Origin of the sequence: Microbacterium sp. 2MCAF23, assembly GCF_052115565.1 — a bacterium.
In the GTDB taxonomy this organism is placed as follows: Bacteria; Actinomycetota; Actinomycetes; order Actinomycetales; family Microbacteriaceae; genus Microbacterium.
In genome coordinates this window covers 132,232-147,584 of record NZ_JBFRGY010000015.1, presented here as the reverse complement: position 1 = coordinate 147,584, position 15,353 = coordinate 132,232, and the positions used below count along the sequence as shown (strand labels likewise).

Here is a 15,353-nt window from a genome sequence, read left to right as displayed (position 1 = left end):
GAGCTCAGGCGCTCCAGCCGCCGCGGATGAACGCCTTCAGCAACTCGGTCTTCTCCGCCAGGGTCGACCCTGCCTCATCGCCGAATCGTCGCACCCGCTCGTCCAGTGCGCTCATGCTCATGGCTCCGACGGCGAACAGGTAGCCCCACCGGATCCGATCGGCGGGCACGCCCGGCAGCGCCTCCTGGAGGGCCGCGATGAACTGCCGGGCCATCGGGTCGTAGAGTTCCTCGATGATGCCGCGTCGCTCCGACGATGGATCCGTCGCTTCACGCGCCAGCAGTTGGGCGAAGGCGAGCCCAGCGGGTGTCTCGCGCAGCTGCATCTGCGGCTCGACGAACGCGGCGACGATCAGGTCGAGACGATCCTCGGCGGCCGGATCGACCGCGCGCAGATGGGCGACGCGCGCTTCGAGGACTGCCTTCTGGCGGGTGAAGATCTCGCGGTAGAGCCGGTCCTTCGTACCGAAGTGATAAGTGAGAAGCGCGAGCGAGACTCCGGCGGCGGATGCGATGTCGCGCATCGACACGGCCTCGAAGCCATGTTCGGCGAACAGATCCTGCGCGACGTCGAGGATCCGGACTCTGCGCTCTGTGGACGGCTCCTCGCTCACGGCGCCCCTTCCTCAAGGCCTTTCCGGCATCCTATCCGCGGTCCGCCCGTTGACAGCGAGCACCTCCGCGCGTACCGTGGGATCGATCCCCTGTACGATCGTACAGGATGAGAATTGGAGGTCATATGCGGAAGCTGATCGACCTGTCGGTCCCGCTGATGAACGGCATCGCGTCCGACCCGCCCGGCCTGCTGCCGAGCATCGAGTACCTCGACCACACCCAGACCCGCGACGATATCCTCGCGTTCTTCCCGAGTGCGACGGTCGACGATCTCCCCGATCAGGAGGGGTGGGCTATCGAGCGGATCCAGCTGACCACGCACAGCGGCACGCACCTGGACGCGCCTTATCACTACGCCTCGACGATGGACAACGGTCAGCGCGCGTTGACGATCGATGAAATACCCCTCGAATGGTGCTTCCAGCGCGGAGTAAAGCTCGACTTCCGCGGCCTTGCAGACGGGTACGTGGTGACCCCGGACGACATCGACCGCGAGTTGGACCGTATCGGACATGCCCTCGAACCGCTCGATATCGTGCTCGTCAATACCAGCGCTGGCGCGAGGTACGGCGAGGACGACTACGTGTCCCGGGGCTGCGGCGTCGGCCGCGATGCGACGCTGCACCTTCTCAAGCAGGGCGTGCGAGTCACCGGCACCGATGCCTGGAGTTGGGACGCGCCGTTCTCGTACACCGCCGAACGATTCGCGATCGACCACGACCCGTCCATCATCTGGGAGGGCCACCGCGCCGGCCGCGAGATCGGCTACTGCCATATCGAGAAGCTGCACAATCTCGAGTCGATCCCCGCGACCGGCTTCGAAGTCTCCTGTTTCCCCGTCAAGATCGCCCGCGCGTCGGCGGGCTGGGCGCGCGTCGTCGCCGTCCTTCCGTCCGCCGACTGAAACCGAGAGAAGTCCACCATGAGCGTCGTCGTAACCGTCGCCACCACCGGCCCCATCGCCACGAAAGCCGACAACCCGAACCTGCCCACCACCCCCGCCGAGATCGCCGAGGCCGTCGGTCACGCCTACGACCTCGGCGCATCCGTGGCACACGTCCACCTGCGCGACGAGCACGAGCGCCCGACCGCGGACCTGGGTATAGCTCGCGAGGTCGTACAGCGGATCGAAGACCGCTGCCCGATTCTGATCCAGCTCTCCACGGGCGTCGGCCTGACTGTTCCGTTCGAAGAGCGCGCGGCGCTCGTCGACCTTGCTCCTGCGATGGCCACGCTGAACCCGTGCTCGATGACGTTCGGGACGGGCGAGTTCCTCAACCCGCCCGCGGGCGTCCGCGACCTCGCGCGCCGCATGCTGGACCTCGGAGTCAAGCCCGAACTCGAGATTTACGACACAGGTCACATCGATGAATGCCTGCGCCTGCGCGACGAGGGCCTGCTGCCCGAATTGCTGCAGTTCAGCATCGTGCTCGGCGTGCGCGGCGGCGCGGCGGCGACCGCGGAGAACCTCATCACGATGGTGAAGCGCCTTCCCGAGGACTGCGTATGGCAGATCATCGCGATCGGCCGCAGCAACCTCGAACTCACCGCTATCGGCCTCGCGCTCGGCGGCAACGCCCGCGCTGGCATGGAGGACACGCTCTACCTCGGCAAAGGACGACCCGCACCCGGCAACGACCCGCTCGTCGCCCGCACGGTGCAGCTCGTGCGCGACCTCGACCGGGAGGTCGCCACTGTCGATCAGACCAGAGATCTGCTGGCGCTCGCTCGGTGACATGAAGGGGCCCGATCCGTTCCCTGGAGCAGATCGGCCCCTTTCGCGAGACCGGCATACGCGCCTCAGACGTCCCCAGGCCATCCGGCGGGCAACCCGATGTGCGCTAGCTCGACACCGAGGACGTCGTAGAGCATCTTCGCGCTCGAGTACTCGAGTAGTCGCGGATGCGCCCGTCCTCCATGCGGAATGTGTGGAAGCAGACGTCGCCCTGACACCCGAGCATCATCGGATGCGATGATGTCAGGGCCTGCGACGGCGTGACGCCGCTGCGACGAAGGAGGATCCCATGCTCGACGTCGACACCTACGCCGCGCTCGCACGGCTGAAGCCGGTGCCGCCGCTGGAACTGTCCAGCCCCGACTTCGACGCGGACGGGCCGCTGCCGGTGTGGGCCTGGTCGGCGTCCCGGGGCGGGGACGACCGCTCCCCCGGCCTCGTGTGGGGCGAGCCGCCGGCCGGCACGAAGAGCTTCGCGCTGTCGGTCTACGATCCGGACGCCCCAACCGGATCCGGCTTCTGGCACTGGGCGGTCGCGAACGTCCCGGCCGATGTGCGCTCGCTGCCCGCGGGCGCCGGAGACGGCGAACCCGGATCCCTTCCCGCCCCGGCGATCACCGTGCCGAACGAGGCCCGGCTGCAGCGCTACATCGGCGCCGCTCCGCCTCCCGGTACGGGCGTGCACCGCTATGTGATCACCGTCGACGCCCTGGACATCGAGGAGATCGACCTGCACGGGGATGAGACCCCGGCGGTGCTCGGCTTCAACCGGCACTTCCACGTGCTGGCGCGCGGCATCCTGGTCGGCACGGCAGACCCGTCGGAACGGTGAACATCGCAGATGGGATACCAATTTCCCGCCTCTTTCTTTCAAGATGTGGAACTTAAGCTTCACATTGTGATAATCTCCCTGCGAAGGTAATCTCGACATCGAGATAAATCACGCCGAGGGAGACGCCGATGTCCACGCACCGACAGACCGTCACGATCACCTACGAGACGGCCGCGCGCGCCGTGGCGCTCGCCCTCGAGATCGGCGCCGAACGCGGCCTGCCCACGGTCGCCGCGGTGGCGGATCCGTCCATGACGCTCATCGCCTACGGCATGGCCGACGGCTCGACGCCGCACAGCGCCGACACCTCGCAGCGCAAGGCGAAGAGCAGCGCCTCGATCCGCCGCCGCACCGGACAGATCGCCGAGGCCCTCTCGGCGACCCTGCCCCTCGGCACGGGCGGCACCATGACCACGATCGACGGGGGCATGCCGATCTTTTTCGGCGAGCTCCACGTCGGCGGCCTCGGCATCGCCGGAGGTCCGCCCGCGCTCGACGCGGAGATCGCCCTGGAAACCCTGAAGCGCCTCGGCGCCCGCACAGAAGGAATGGAACTATGACCTCGTACCTCTCCCGCGCAGACCTGTCGGTCGCCGCGCCGATCGTCGAGTTCGCTGAAGCGTCGCTTGCCGATTCCGGCCGCGACGCCACGGCGTTCTGGGCAGGCGTGAACGAGATCGTCCACGACCTGGTGCCGCGCAACGCCGCGCTGCTCGCCCGGCGCGATGAGCTGCAGCAGCAGATCGACGAGTTCCACCGCCAGAACCCGGGTCAGCCGGATCCTGCCGCCTACCGCGCCTTCCTCACCGAGATCGGCTACCTGGTCCCGGTGCCGGAGCAGGTCGCCGTCACCACGGAGAACGTCGACCCCGAGATCGCCACGATGGCCGGCCCGCAGCTCGTGGTGCCGCTGCTGAACGCCCGCTTCGCCCTGAACGCGGCGAACGCCCGCTGGGGCTCGCTGTACGACGCGCTCTACGGCACCGACGCGATCGAGCGCACCGGCGAGCTCGCCCCCGGCAAGGAGTTCAACCCCGCCCGCGCCGCGGCCGTGGTCTCCTTCGGCCGCGAGCTGCTCGACGAGATCACGCCGCTGGACGAGGGCTCGCACCGCGACGCCACGGGCTACCGCGTCGACGCCGACGGACTCGTCGTGGCGACCGACTCGGGCGACCGCCGCCTGGCGGATCCGGCCCGCTTCGTCGGCTACACCGGCGACGCTGATGCCCCCGACACGGTGGTCCTGGTGCAGAACGGCCTGCACGCGGAGATCCTCGTCGACCGCTCCGGCCCCATCGGCCGCACCGACGCCGCGGGCGTGCAGGACATCATCCTCGAGTCGGCGATCACCGCGATCCTCGACCTGGAGGACTCCGTCGCCGCCGTCGACGGGGACGACAAGGCACTCGGCTACCGCAACTGGCGCGGCTTCATGGACGGCACCCTCTCCGAGACGGTGACCAAGGGCGGCCGCACCTTCACGCGCACGCTGAACCCGGACCGCGTGTACCGCACCGCCGACGGCGGCGAAGTAACCCTGCCCGGCCGTGCCGTGCTGTTCGTCCGCAACGTGGGCCACCTCATGCGAACCCCCGCCGTGCTCGACCGCGACGGCGACGAGATCTTCGAGGGCATCCTCGACGCGATCATGACCGCGCTCGGATCCCTTCCCGAGCTCGAGGGCGCGAACAAGGGCACCAACTCGCGCACCGGATCCATGTACATCGTGAAGCCGAAAATGCACGGCCCCGAGGAGGTCGCGTTCGCGGCGGAGCTGTTCGGCCGCGTCGAGGAGCTACTGGGCCTGCCCACGAACACGATGAAGATCGGCATCATGGACGAGGAGCGCCGCACCTCGGCGAACCTCGCCGCCTCGATCGCCGCCGCGAGCGACCGCGTCGTGTTCATCAACACCGGGTTCCTGGACCGCACCGGTGACGAGATCCACACCTCGCTGCACGCGGGCCCGTTCCTGCCGAAGGCCGGGATCAAGGCGCAGCCGTTCATGCAGGCCTACGAGGACCGCAACGTCGCGATCGGCGTCGCGAGCGGCCTGACCGGCCACGCTCAGATCGGCAAGGGTATGTGGGCCGAGCCCGACCTCATGCACGACATGCTGCAGAAGAAGATCGCGCACCCGCTGGCCGGCGCGTCGACGGCGTGGGTGCCGTCGCCCACGGCCGCCACGCTGCACGCGCTGCACTACCACCAGGTCGACGCGTTCGCCGCGCGCGCGGCGCTGCCCCCGGTCTCGGCCGAGGCGCTCGACCGGCTGCTGGTGCCGCCGCTCGCGGATCCCGCTGCGCTCACGCCCGAGGTCGTCGCGACCGAGGTCGACAACAACGTGCAGTCGATCCTCGGCTACGTCGTGCGCTGGATCGACCAGGGCATCGGCGTCTCGAAGGTGCCGGACATCCACGACGTGGGCCTCATGGAGGACCGCGCCACGCTGCGCATCTCGAGCCAGCTGCTGGCGAACTGGCTGCAGCACGGCGTGATCACCGAGGAGCAGGTCGACGACAGCCTGCGCCGGCTCGCCGTCGTCGTGGACGCCCAGAATGCGGGCGACGAGAACTACGAGCCGCTCGCCTTCGCGGAGGGTGAGCAGCCCGGCATCGCGTTCACCGCGGCCCGCCGCCTGATCACTGAGGGCGCCGCGCAGCCGAGCGGGTACACCGAGCCGCTGCTGCACGGCCTCCGCCGCGAGAAGAAGGCCGAGCAGGCCGCCCGGGTCTGACCCCTCTAACGCTTTCGAAGCGCGCAAATGGCTGCATCCATGCCCTGGATGCAGCCATTTTCGCGCTTTGAACGGACCCGTTCGGGTTACGACGCCGCGTGTGCGTACGTCGCGCGCCAGATCTGCTCGAATCCCTCCGGGTCCAGCTCGCCCGCGCGGTAGGACGCGCTCGCGTGCTGCATCGTCTCGGCGAGTGCGTCGAGCCGGCGCTGGGCGTCATGGTCGGGTCCGTAGGCGAGCAGGAGGGAACCGCAGGCGGAGACCCGCGCCGCGCCCCGGCGCACCGCGCGGGTGCGACGGGCGAGCAGCACGCCCACCAGGATCCCGACCGCCGCGATCACCAGGATGGCGACCAGCGGCGAGATGCCGGCCGCCGCGAAGCCGATCCACGCGAGCAACGCGACGCCGGCGGCGACAGCACCGTAGGACCGGGAGGCGTCGGCCCAGCGCCGATCGCGCTCCGGGACGTCCGGCGAGTAGATGACGAGCTCGCTCGACACGACGCCGTACCGGCTGACCGAGCGCGACAGGTAGCCCCAGGCCGGACGGGCCCGGCGGGCCATGCCGGCTGGATGCCCGTGCTGCGAGGGCGTGAACCGCTGTTCGATGACCATGACTCCACCCTGCGCCGCCCGTCGCCGGGCCGGAGCCGTTCCCTACGGAACGCAAACGGGCGCGGGCCGGATCCCTGCGGTTCCCGAACGTCCCGCTGGGTTCGGGAGCGACGCGGATCCGGTTCCGCGTCGAGTCACACGGCAGACATCGCTCTCCGAATGCGGTGCGGGGCCACTGGCAGGGCCGGGCGACGTCCCCGCCCGCCCGTAGGCTGGATCCATGCGCCTGGCCACCTGGAACGTCAACTCCATCCGCACCCGTGTCGCCCGCACCGTCGAGTTCGCCGTGCGCGAGGACATCGACGTGCTCGCGATGCAGGAGATCAAGTGCAAGCCGGAGCAATTCCCGTACGCGCCCTTCGAGGAGGCTGGCTACCACGTGGAGGTGCACGGCCTGAACCAGTGGAACGGCGTCGCGATCGCCAGCCGCGAGCCGATGACCGACGTGCGCACCGCGTTCGACGGCATGCCCGGATTCGCCAAGGGTCACGAGGGCCCGGACGCGCCGCAGGAGGCGCGGGCGATCGGCGCGATCGTCAACGGCGTCCGCGTGTGGAGCCTGTACGTGCCGAACGGCCGCTCGCTCGACGACCCGCACCTCGCCTACAAGCTGCACTGGCTGGAGGCGCTGCGCACCGCGACCGCGGCTGAGCTCGCGGCCTCGCCCGGCCTCCCGCTCGCCCTCGTCGGCGACTTCAACATCATCCCGTTCGACCACGACAACGGGGATCCGGACATCGTCGTCGGCAAGTCCACGCATGTCTCCCCCGAGGAGCGCGCGGCGTTCTTCGCCCTGGAGTCGGCGGGCGTGCACGACGTGGTGCGGCCGCTGCTGCCCGAGGGGTACACCTACTGGGACTACCAGCGGCTCAAGTTTCCGCGCAACGAGGGCATCCGGATCGATTTCGTACTCGGATCCTCGGCCTTCGCCGACGCGGTCAAGGGTGCCTCGATCCACCGCAACGAGCGCAAGGGCGAGCAGCCCAGCGACCACGTGCCGGTGGTCGTGGACCTGGAGCTCGCGGGAGCCTCCGAGGACGACGATGACATGCCGATGATCTTCGCGTGAGCTCGCCCGCAACGGGGTCGTTGAGCGCCCTTCGACAGGCTCAGGGACCGACCGCAGCCGACCGAGACGAAACGCGCTCAGCCTCGACCGGCGCAGCGAGCGGTTCCCGGATCCGGCTGATCGCGACCGACCTCGACGGCACGCTGCTGGATCCCACCGGACACGTCACCGCACGCACTCGCGCGGCGCTCGACGCGGCGCGGGCCGCGGGGATCGTGGTGGTCCCCGTCACCGCCCGGCAGCCGATCGGCCTGCGCGCGATCGCGGCGGAAGCCGGCTTCGCAGGCTGGGCGCTGTGCGGCAACGGGGCGTACGGCATCCACCTAGGCACGCACGAGCAGCTGTTCGGGTCGGAGATCGCCGTGCCGGTGCAGCAGCGGATCGCGCGGGAGCTGGCCGCGCAGGTTCCGGATCTGCTGTTCGCGAGCGTGCGCGAGGCCGGCGAGGTCTTCGTCGCTCAGGCCGGCTACGCCGAGGTCGCCGCGCTCGGCGACCACAAGCGCGACCCGCGCACGATGGGCGCCGTGCCGCTGACCGAGGTGCTGCTCGCCCCGAGCCTGAAGCTCGTGGTCCGGCACGCTTCGATGTCTCCGGCGGAGATCTTCGCGGTGCTGGGCACTCTGGATCAGACCGGCTTCGCGGCGACGCTCTCCGGTGCGCCGTTCGTCGAGGTCATGGCCGAGGGCGTCACCAAGGCCTCCGGTCTCGCCCTGCTGTGCGCCGAGCTCGGCATCGAGCAGGACGAGGTGCTCGCGTTCGGCGACGCCCTCAACGACGTCGAGATGCTGCGCTGGGCCGGTCACGGCGTGGCGATGGCGAACGCCGAGCCCGCGGCCCTCGCCGCCGCGGACGAAGTCACGGCCTCGAACGCTGCCGACGGCGTGGCGGCCGTGCTGGAGCGGGTGCTGGCGGTCTGAACCGGCGGCCGCTCGCGACCCTCAGCCCCGCGGGATCCGGTTCTCGTTGATCTGGCTGGGCCTGGTCGTGTTGAGGACCGTCGGGGTGCCGCTGGACGTGTCGATGAAATAGACCCCGTCCTCGCCGGCCTCGGTGATCGGGAATGCCCACGTGCCGCCGACCGTCTCCGGCTGCGGGCCCTGCACGACCTGCATCGGCGCGGTCATCGTGCCTTTCAGCACCTCGATCGGGGTGAGGGTGGCGGATGTCGAGAAGTCGGTCCGTGGCGTGCGCAGCGTCACCTGATCGGATGCGCCGCGGGCGGTCGCGAACACGATGATGTCGGCCCGGGCGGCCCAGTCCTTCAGCTGCGCCTCGGTCGCCGCTGGTACACGCTCGGGCTGCCCGGCGAGCACGCGCTGGAAAGCCGGCAGCGCCCCGGCGTCGTCCTGCACGCCGGTGTTGCCGAACAAGACGTAGCCGTCACCGTCGCCGTTGCGCTTGAGCGTGAAGACTCCGGCCCACTTGGCGTCGTACGATTCCCGCGGCGCGACAGTGAGGTAGTAGCGCGTGTCCGCGGGCTTCGTGACCGTGATCGTGGTGGGCGCATCGCCCTTCAGCACTTGCTCCACGTCGACAGTCGCGGTCTGCGCGGCGTGAGGCCGCGACTCGTCCGCCGCGACTTCACGGTCGACGGATGCGACGGTGCCGACGACGACGAGGTCAGCCTGCGCGAGGAGCTCCGCGACGGGCTCCTCAGGGTTCGGGTCGGAGACGGCCGCCGAGGTCGGCGGGGTGGTGGGTGTGCGCATGGCGTCCTCCTGAGGGTGTGCGCTGCAAGCGGCCAGCAGAAGCGTCACCGCGGCGGCGACCGCGGCGGCACGCACGGGTCGTACCGGCATCATTTCTGGATGTCCACGGCCGTGAATGCCTTGGCGAAATCCGCCATGGTCATGGTGAAGTATCCGTCGTCGGGGTTGTGCAGCGTTCCATGCGCTTCGCGGATCGCGTCCTCGTGTTCGCGGTTCTGGCCCCAAGGGTTGCGGATCTCGACGATGCTGACGCCGTCCTTCTCGTACATCCGCGTCACGGTCAGGGCGTGGCCGCCATCCTTGAACCCCAGAGCACCATCAGAAGCGGAGGCCACGACGGGACGTCCGTGAGAGAGAGCGTCCTTGATCTGTTCACCGCAGTCGCCGATGTCCTTGCTGCCGGTCAGCCAATCCACCAGCCCTCCCCTGTGGTCGCCATGGTCGACGTCCCCGCCATAGATGGCCTTCATCACGGCCGCGGGATCCCCTCCGTTGTCGAACTCCTCGAAGCTGCCCTCGTGCACCTGATAGGCGCCCTCGAACACGCGCACCCAATCGGGCTGACCGTCATCGGGGAGCTGATCACCGCGAACGGTGATGTCCCCGTCGTGGAAGTGCACCGTGTACGTGCCGTCCGGGTTGGCGGTGATCAGATCCTTGATCTTCTGCGGATCCCCCTTCGCGATCCCGGCGAGCACCGACAGCAGATAGCAGTCCCCGATCCTCCCCTGACGGACGTCGTCCGGGTTCGGCTTGCCGTTCGGGAACAGGGCGAGCGGAGCGCCCGACGACAGGTCGCCTTTGCGGACCGACTCGAGGTGCGGGTCGGACAGCTTCTGCACGGCCTGCTTGTACTGCGCCAGCCACGCGACGTAGCCGTTGTTCCAGCGGATCGCGTGGGAGGACCAGTCATTCTCCGCGTCCACGACCGCGGTCTCGGCCTGCGTGCGCTCCTGCTGCTTCCGATCGAAGTCCGGGTCTCCGCCGAGAGGAGCCGGCGTGCCGTCGAGCACGGAGCTCAGCACCTGGTGCTTCGTCCACCGCTCCTGGCACTGTCGGGCCAGATCGTTGAGCCGGTCCTGCAGATCGGCCGTCCACGCGCCATAGTCGACCAGCGCCTGCCCGACCGGTGCGTAGAGCGCGCTGGCGACGGAGAGCATCTGCGCGGCGTCGGCGACGTGCGTCCGCAGCGTGTCGGCGGCTTCGCCGGCGAAGCGCCACTCCGCCATCTCCGCGTCTCGGATCGCCTGCAGCTGCGCGGCGGCCTGCGTCATCAGGTGGCCGTAGTCGGCCATCTTCTGCCCCGTCTTGTGCACCACGTCGGGTTCGCCCACGAGGGTGCGGATCTGCTGTCCCCCGATGGTGACGCCTGCCGTGCCCGCTTCGACCTTGCCGCCCATCAGAACCACCGATCCAACCCGATGTAGGAGTCGATGACGTCGCCGATGCGCTTCGAGACCTGCTCGAGAGCCTCGATCAGTTCCTCACGCTTGGGCTCCCAGGATCCACGGAAGCCCGCAGCCAGCGCCTGCAGCTGCGCCTGCTCGAACGGCTGATCGATCGCGCCCGCCGCGTCGTGGCTGCGCTCCGGCGCGTCCTTCAGCTCGGAGATGATCGTCGTGATCGACGTGCGCACACCGTCCAACAGGTCGTAGTCGATGACGACTTTCTCCGCACTCATGTTCCCCCCGGAAGCTCCTGTGCTCTCGAGGCTACTGACCCTTCCGGATCGACGCGACGGGGAGAACTCCCCATGTGCCGGCGAAGGGGTCGGGTGTCATCGTTTTGAATCGGCCTTGTCTCGGCTCCTTACTTGCCAAGCCTCACGGGACCCTATCTTGTGCTCGAGTTCCCTGATGGCACGCCGACCAAGGCGTCCGCACTTCACACGACGAGCGTTGAAGCGACGAGGTTCAGCGCGACGAGCGCGTGCACGTTCTTCTGAGTGAGCATGATGGACGAGGGGATGATGGCCGTCACCGCACCCAGCAGTGTCGCGACGAGCACTGCGAGGGGGAATCGGAAGATCTCCGACACCGTAGGCCCGACAACGCCGAAGATCATCCAGGATCCGAACAGTGCCGCACTCGTCAGGATGACCGTCGTCGAGGAGAACCACTCGCTCAGCCGGCGTTGCAGGATCCCGAAAAGGAACCAGCGCCACACCACCGCTACTGCCGTCCACCACAACGGCTCGAGGATATCGGCGGCCGAACCGACGCGGACGACGTACACCACGACGGCAACCGGGACGAGCAGATACAACCACGTCGCCCGAGAGTACGCGAACAGCGCCCGGACATCGTCGGGGTAGGAGAGCGTCAGAAGGAGCGCGATCGCCGCCGCGATGCACCCCTGCACCAGCAGCACCTGTGGTTGCACGATCCCACCACCGAACGCGGAGAGCGATGGGGTCAGTTCCTGCGCCGCGACCCAGGCGACCATCACCGCTGCGACGCGAAGCCACGGCGTCCTGTCGCGATTCGGACCCTGCTCCGGGGTGCGGTAGTGATCGGCTTGGCTCAGCTCAGCACCTTGCGGTGTCGACATGCCTCACCCGCCACTTTTCTGGCGGTGCGGGATTCGACGTGCCGCGAATCCCGCACCGGCCGTTCAGGCCTGCTGACGGCGACGGATCCGCATCAGCGCAGCACCGGCCACCAGCAGCAGCACTCCCAGGCCCACGATGCCGACAGGCACGTCCTTACCGGTCGCAGCGAGCTGCGCGCCGGTCTCTGTGGAACCCGACGAGTCAGACCCGGTTCCGGCAGAGCCGCTCCCGGAACCGGACCCGTCCGATCCGCCTGGGGCGGGAGCTGCCGTCACCGTGAGGGGTGCGCCGCCGGAGAGCGTCGACATCGCTCCCACGAGCACGATCTGGTGATCGCCTGCCGCGACGTCCGCCGGAATCGTGACAGTGGTGTCGATGGTGCCGTCGGCACCGGCGGTGACCGACGCAAGCACGACAGGCGTGGAGTGCAGTTCGATCTGGACCGGCTCACCGTGGGCGAAACCGGACGCCGTCACATGGACCGCATCGCCTGGATGGGCCGTCCCGGATGACAGCGCGACATCGGCGGTGAGCGAGGACAGGTCGAAGTCGATGCCCGTAGTGTCGCCGGCACCGGAGACGACGACCGGAGTCGCGTCTGCCGCGGAGTCCGCGTGCGAGTAGTACTGCGGTGCGACGGCCCAGGCGAAGCCTTCCGTGCCTTCGACCTTCACCGTGTAGGTGCCGGGAGCGATCTTGAGGCCGTACGTGCCGTCGGCGTGGACATACGTCATCCCGACGAAATGACCGTCCGCCTCCGCGACTACCGCAAGGCTCGAGGAGTGCCCGCGCAGATCCGTCGAGCCGTCGATGAGCACGGAACCGCGGATGGACACGGTCGCGGCCAGCTGTGCGTCGATGCCGGTGACCTCGGAACCGTCGGCGACCGTGATCGGCGTCGCGTCCTGCGCGCTCGCTGCGCCGTCCCACCACTGGGTGGCGAGTTCCTGGTAGGGGTCGCTGAACCGAACGGAGTACTGCCCCGGCTTGGCATTCGGAATCTGGTAGGCGCCCGTGTCGTCGGTCGAAGTGAAGAAGTAGCCGTTGGCACCCGACACGTCGACGTGGACGCCCGCGGCGGGGAGCCCATCCGCCGCTCGCGTCACGGTCCCGCTGATCGTGCCGGTGCCGGCCGCGGGTGCGGCGCTCGCCGCCCCGACGCCGGTGAACATCAGCCCCGCAGCGAGCAGTGCCGTCAGCACGCTCTTCCAGCGTCGGTGTCCGGGCATACGTGCAGTCATCCTGGTCCCCCTCGGATCAGCGACCGTTGCCCTTCGTCGGGCGCGGCCGGAGCCTGAAGAACCAGGCGTCGATGCAATCTATCGTCACAGGGTTCTCTCAGGAAAGAGGCAATTCCGGTGGTCGGATCCGCACATGGGAACACCCGCACTCCCCAGAGTGCGGGTGTTCGGGTCAACGTCCCCACGCGTTACGGATGACTGTAGTTTCGCGACCGACTCCCGGAAAGACGGATCCGCGATATTCCGGTCACGAATGCGACACGCGGTCTCGCGGGCTCACATCGTGCCGGTGGTGGGCTCCCCGGGCAGCGGCGCGTAGCGCAGCAGCAGTGTGCCGCCGTCGCCCGACTCGGCGTGCACGAGGCGCAGATTGTGCGGGGTCGCCCCATCGGGGAACACCTTCTTGCCCTGGCCGAGCACGATCGGGTACACCCACAACTGCAGCTCGTCGTAGAGCTGCTCCGCGAGCAGGGTCTGCACGAAGTCGACACTGCCGATCACGTGCACGTCCTGGTGCTTCTCGCGCAGCGCCGCGATCTCGGCCGCAAGATCGGCGCCGACCCGGCTGCTGCCCTCCCAGTCGAGTTCGATGTCGGCGTCGCGCGACGCCACGTACTTGGGCACGCGATTGAAGAGCTGCCCGATGAAGCCCTCGGGGCCCGTGGTGTGCTCCGGCCAATAGCCGGCGAAGATGTCGTACGTGCGGCGCCCGAGCAGCAGCGCGTCGAGGGTCTCCATGCCCTGGGTCACGCTGCGCATGACGGCCTCGCTGGGCAGCGTGGCCTGCCAGCCCCCGAAACGGAAGCCGTCGCTGGTGTCCTCCTCGGGGCCGCCCGGCGCCTGGGCGACGCCGTCGACGGTCGTGAACAGGTCGATGATGATGCGTCCGGTCATGATGTCTGCTCCTCCTGGATCCCGGATCCGGTTCGGTCGTTCGTCATTTCGGTGCCGCCGCCGTTCGCGAGACTGCATCGCCGTGCAGTCTCGCGGTGAGATGCGGGCGGTGTCCTACCCCACGGCGACGCTACGCCGCGAGCCGGTCGATGTGGAAGGTCTGCGCGAAAACGCCCAGGATCCGCTCCTCGCCGCGCACGACGGCGACCAGATCCTGCGCGATCGCCTCGTGCGGCGTGACCTCGCCGCCGATGAGGTGCCGGATGCCCGGGCCGGCGACGAGGACGGCCTCGGGGTCGCCCGGCGGAAGCACGCCGCCCACGGGCGGCGCGGACGGGGCGATCTGCGCGACCGAGAGCTCCCCTCCGCGGACCACCGCACGCAGCGCGACGTCTCCGACGTGCAGCTCGACATCGAGGTCCTTTGCGCGGTCCGCGCGGAACGCGGTTCGCAGCGCCATGGTGAGCGAGTCAGCCGTGACGACGTCGCCCTCGCCGGGATCGCCCATCGTCTGGAAGCCCCAGCGCCCGAGCGCGAGCACCACCGGTTCGAGCGCCCGACCGTATGGCGTGAGCTCGTACACGAGCCCGCAGCCGTGCAGCGGCACCCGGCGCACGACCCCGCCCTCCTGCAGCTCCTTGAGCCGGGTGGACAGGATGTTCGTCGGAATCCGCGGCAGCCCCTGCTTCAGGTCCGTGTAGCGGCGCGGGCCGACGAGCAGATCGCGCACGATGAGCAGCGCCCACCGCTCGCCGATCAGCTCGACGGCGGTGGTGACCCCGCAGTACTGGCCGTAGCTGCGTGCGGCCATGTCAGCGCCCGCCCCGCATCAGACCCCGGCGTTCTGGGTCGCCGGCTGCGCGTCGGCATCCTGCCGGGCGTCCTCCGGCACCGAGTACAGGAAGCCGAGGGCATTGCCGTCGGGGTCGTTCAGATCGCGCATGTACATGAAGCCGTAGTCCTGCGCGGGCTGCGGCTCGGTGCCGCCCGCAGCGACGCCCTTCGCGACCATCGCATCCACGTCCTCGCGCGAGTCACGGGAGAAGTTGATCGAGAGCTGCACCGCGGTGTGCGGATCCACGATCGGCTTGTCCGTGAAAGTCGCGAAGAACTCGCGTGTGATGAGCATGAGGAAGACGTTGTCGTCCCACGCGAAACACGTGCCGTTCTCGTCCGAGAAGTCCGGACGGAACTCGCAGCCGAGCGCGCCGTAGAAGGCCTTCGCGCGCTCGAGGTCGGACGTGGGCAGGCTGATGAAGACGTTCGTCACGATGACTCCTCTGTCGGCGGATCCCGGATCGGGTCCGATGTGACCAGCTTGCTTTTTGCAAGTTCGCTTGTCAAGAGCAAGTAAGGT

The 15,353-nt window shown here is 68.9% G+C and carries 17 protein-coding genes; 7 read left to right on the top strand and 10 right to left on the bottom strand.

Translation table 11 applies throughout. The features are described from left to right. Positions 1-4 precede the first annotated feature (4 nt). Positions 5-613, bottom strand: a complete 609-nt coding sequence (locus AB4078_RS16060) for a TetR/AcrR family transcriptional regulator (RefSeq protein ID WP_441977963.1) — start codon at positions 611-613, stop codon at positions 5-7. A 125-nt stretch (positions 614-738) separates the two neighbouring features. On the opposite strand from AB4078_RS16060, the gene AB4078_RS16055 reads away from it, so the two are divergent. The 5 genes from AB4078_RS16055 (at position 739) to AB4078_RS16035 (ending at position 5,918) form a co-directional block, all read left to right on the top strand. Next, positions 739-1,518 carry a cyclase family protein gene (locus tag AB4078_RS16055; protein ID WP_441977962.1) on the top strand — a complete coding sequence of 260 codons (780 nt, stop codon included), beginning with the start codon at positions 739-741 and terminating at the stop codon, positions 1,516-1,518. A gap of 18 nt (positions 1,519-1,536) precedes the next feature. Then, complete coding sequence (locus tag AB4078_RS16050; RefSeq protein ID WP_441977961.1) at positions 1,537-2,349, top strand: 3-keto-5-aminohexanoate cleavage protein; 813 nt, start codon at positions 1,537-1,539, stop codon at positions 2,347-2,349. A gap of 289 nt (positions 2,350-2,638) precedes the next feature. Continuing rightward, positions 2,639-3,181: a YbhB/YbcL family Raf kinase inhibitor-like protein gene (locus tag AB4078_RS16045; RefSeq protein WP_441977960.1), complete on the top strand. Its 543-nt coding sequence runs from the start codon at positions 2,639-2,641 to the stop codon at positions 3,179-3,181. Positions 3,182-3,309: 128 nt separating this feature from the next. Next, complete coding sequence (locus tag AB4078_RS16040; protein WP_441977959.1) at positions 3,310-3,741, top strand: GlcG/HbpS family heme-binding protein; 432 nt, start codon at positions 3,310-3,312, stop codon at positions 3,739-3,741. After that, positions 3,738-5,918 carry a malate synthase G gene (locus tag AB4078_RS16035; protein WP_441977958.1) on the top strand — a complete coding sequence of 727 codons (2,181 nt, stop codon included), beginning with the start codon at positions 3,738-3,740 and terminating at the stop codon, positions 5,916-5,918. The genes AB4078_RS16040 and AB4078_RS16035 overlap by 4 nt, the downstream gene beginning before the upstream one ends. 86 nt (positions 5,919-6,004) lie before the next feature. Here AB4078_RS16035 and AB4078_RS16030 read toward each other — a convergent pair whose 3' ends face one another. Further along, complete coding sequence (locus AB4078_RS16030) at positions 6,005-6,532, bottom strand: DUF6611 family protein (RefSeq protein ID WP_441977957.1); 528 nt, start codon at positions 6,530-6,532, stop codon at positions 6,005-6,007. Positions 6,533-6,752: 220 nt separating this feature from the next. On the opposite strand from AB4078_RS16030, the gene AB4078_RS16025 reads away from it, so the two are divergent. Together AB4078_RS16025 and AB4078_RS16020 are read left to right on the top strand one after the other, a co-directional pair. Beyond that, complete coding sequence (locus AB4078_RS16025; RefSeq protein ID WP_441977956.1) at positions 6,753-7,601, top strand: exodeoxyribonuclease III; 849 nt, start codon at positions 6,753-6,755, stop codon at positions 7,599-7,601. Next, positions 7,598-8,518: an HAD family hydrolase gene (locus tag AB4078_RS16020; RefSeq protein ID WP_441977955.1), complete on the top strand. Its 921-nt coding sequence runs from the start codon at positions 7,598-7,600 to the stop codon at positions 8,516-8,518. Before AB4078_RS16025 ends, AB4078_RS16020 begins: the two co-directional genes overlap by 4 nt. Positions 8,519-8,539: 21 nt before the next feature. On the opposite strand, the gene AB4078_RS16015 is transcribed toward AB4078_RS16020, so the two are convergent. The 8 genes from AB4078_RS16015 to AB4078_RS15980 all read right to left on the bottom strand — a co-directional run bounded on the left by AB4078_RS16015 (position 8,540) and on the right by AB4078_RS15980 (position 15,266). Further along, positions 8,540-9,310, bottom strand: coding sequence for a hypothetical protein (locus tag AB4078_RS16015; RefSeq protein WP_441977954.1), 771 nt, complete (start codon positions 9,308-9,310; stop codon positions 8,540-8,542). Between the two features lie 89 nt (positions 9,311-9,399). Continuing rightward, positions 9,400-10,710: a C2 family cysteine protease gene (locus AB4078_RS16010; protein ID WP_441978084.1), complete on the bottom strand. Its 1,311-nt coding sequence runs from the start codon at positions 10,708-10,710 to the stop codon at positions 9,400-9,402. Next, on the bottom strand, positions 10,710-10,991 hold the full coding sequence (locus AB4078_RS16005) for a hypothetical protein (RefSeq protein WP_441977953.1): 282 nt from the start codon (positions 10,989-10,991) through the stop codon (positions 10,710-10,712). Before AB4078_RS16005 ends, AB4078_RS16010 begins: the two co-directional genes overlap by 1 nt. Positions 10,992-11,194: 203 nt before the next feature. After that, positions 11,195-11,860, bottom strand: coding sequence for a hypothetical protein (locus AB4078_RS16000; RefSeq protein ID WP_441977952.1), 666 nt, complete (start codon positions 11,858-11,860; stop codon positions 11,195-11,197). 63 nt (positions 11,861-11,923) lie between these two features. After that, entirely contained in the window at positions 11,924-13,102 is a 1,179-nt protein-coding gene (locus tag AB4078_RS15995) for a carboxypeptidase regulatory-like domain-containing protein (RefSeq protein WP_441977951.1), read from the bottom strand. Between the two features lie 276 nt (positions 13,103-13,378). Further along, positions 13,379-13,996 carry a dihydrofolate reductase family protein gene (locus AB4078_RS15990; protein ID WP_441977950.1) on the bottom strand — a complete coding sequence of 206 codons (618 nt, stop codon included), beginning with the start codon at positions 13,994-13,996 and terminating at the stop codon, positions 13,379-13,381. 130 nt (positions 13,997-14,126) lie between these two features. Continuing rightward, a complete protein-coding gene (locus tag AB4078_RS15985; RefSeq protein WP_441977949.1) occupies positions 14,127-14,807 on the bottom strand; it encodes a winged helix-turn-helix transcriptional regulator in 681 nt (226 codons plus the stop codon). An 18-nt stretch (positions 14,808-14,825) separates the two neighbouring features. After that, positions 14,826-15,266: a VOC family protein gene (locus tag AB4078_RS15980; RefSeq protein WP_441977948.1), complete on the bottom strand. Its 441-nt coding sequence runs from the start codon at positions 15,264-15,266 to the stop codon at positions 14,826-14,828. Positions 15,267-15,353 lie beyond the last annotated feature (87 nt).

Bases quoted from the DNA above. Each gene is read 5' to 3' on its own strand.
- AB4078_RS16030 (WP_441977957.1), bottom strand. From the start codon at position 6,532: ATGGTCATCGAACAGCGGTTCACGCCCTCGCAGCACGGGCATCCAGCC.
- AB4078_RS16015 (WP_441977954.1), bottom strand. From the start codon at position 9,310: ATGCGCACACCCACCACCCCGCCGACCTCGGCGGCCGTCTCCGACCCG.
- AB4078_RS16010 (WP_441978084.1), bottom strand. From the start codon at position 10,710: ATGGGCGGCAAGGTCGAAGCGGGCACGGCAGGCGTCACCATCGGGGGA.
- AB4078_RS15990 (WP_441977950.1), bottom strand. From the start codon at position 13,996: ATGACCGGACGCATCATCATCGACCTGTTCACGACCGTCGACGGCGTC.
- AB4078_RS15985 (WP_441977949.1), bottom strand. From the start codon at position 14,807: ATGGCCGCACGCAGCTACGGCCAGTACTGCGGGGTCACCACCGCCGTC.
- AB4078_RS16040 (WP_441977959.1), top strand. From the start codon at position 3,310: ATGTCCACGCACCGACAGACCGTCACGATCACCTACGAGACGGCCGCG.
- AB4078_RS16055 (WP_441977962.1), top strand. From the start codon at position 739: ATGCGGAAGCTGATCGACCTGTCGGTCCCGCTGATGAACGGCATCGCG.
- AB4078_RS15995 (WP_441977951.1), bottom strand. From the start codon at position 13,102: ATGACTGCACGTATGCCCGGACACCGACGCTGGAAGAGCGTGCTGACG.
- AB4078_RS16035 (WP_441977958.1), top strand. From the start codon at position 3,738: ATGACCTCGTACCTCTCCCGCGCAGACCTGTCGGTCGCCGCGCCGATC.
- AB4078_RS16005 (WP_441977953.1), bottom strand. From the start codon at position 10,991: ATGAGTGCGGAGAAAGTCGTCATCGACTACGACCTGTTGGACGGTGTG.
- AB4078_RS16045 (WP_441977960.1), top strand. From the start codon at position 2,639: ATGCTCGACGTCGACACCTACGCCGCGCTCGCACGGCTGAAGCCGGTG.
- AB4078_RS16025 (WP_441977956.1), top strand. From the start codon at position 6,753: ATGCGCCTGGCCACCTGGAACGTCAACTCCATCCGCACCCGTGTCGCC.
- AB4078_RS16050 (WP_441977961.1), top strand. From the start codon at position 1,537: ATGAGCGTCGTCGTAACCGTCGCCACCACCGGCCCCATCGCCACGAAA.
- AB4078_RS16000 (WP_441977952.1), bottom strand. From the start codon at position 11,860: ATGTCGACACCGCAAGGTGCTGAGCTGAGCCAAGCCGATCACTACCGC.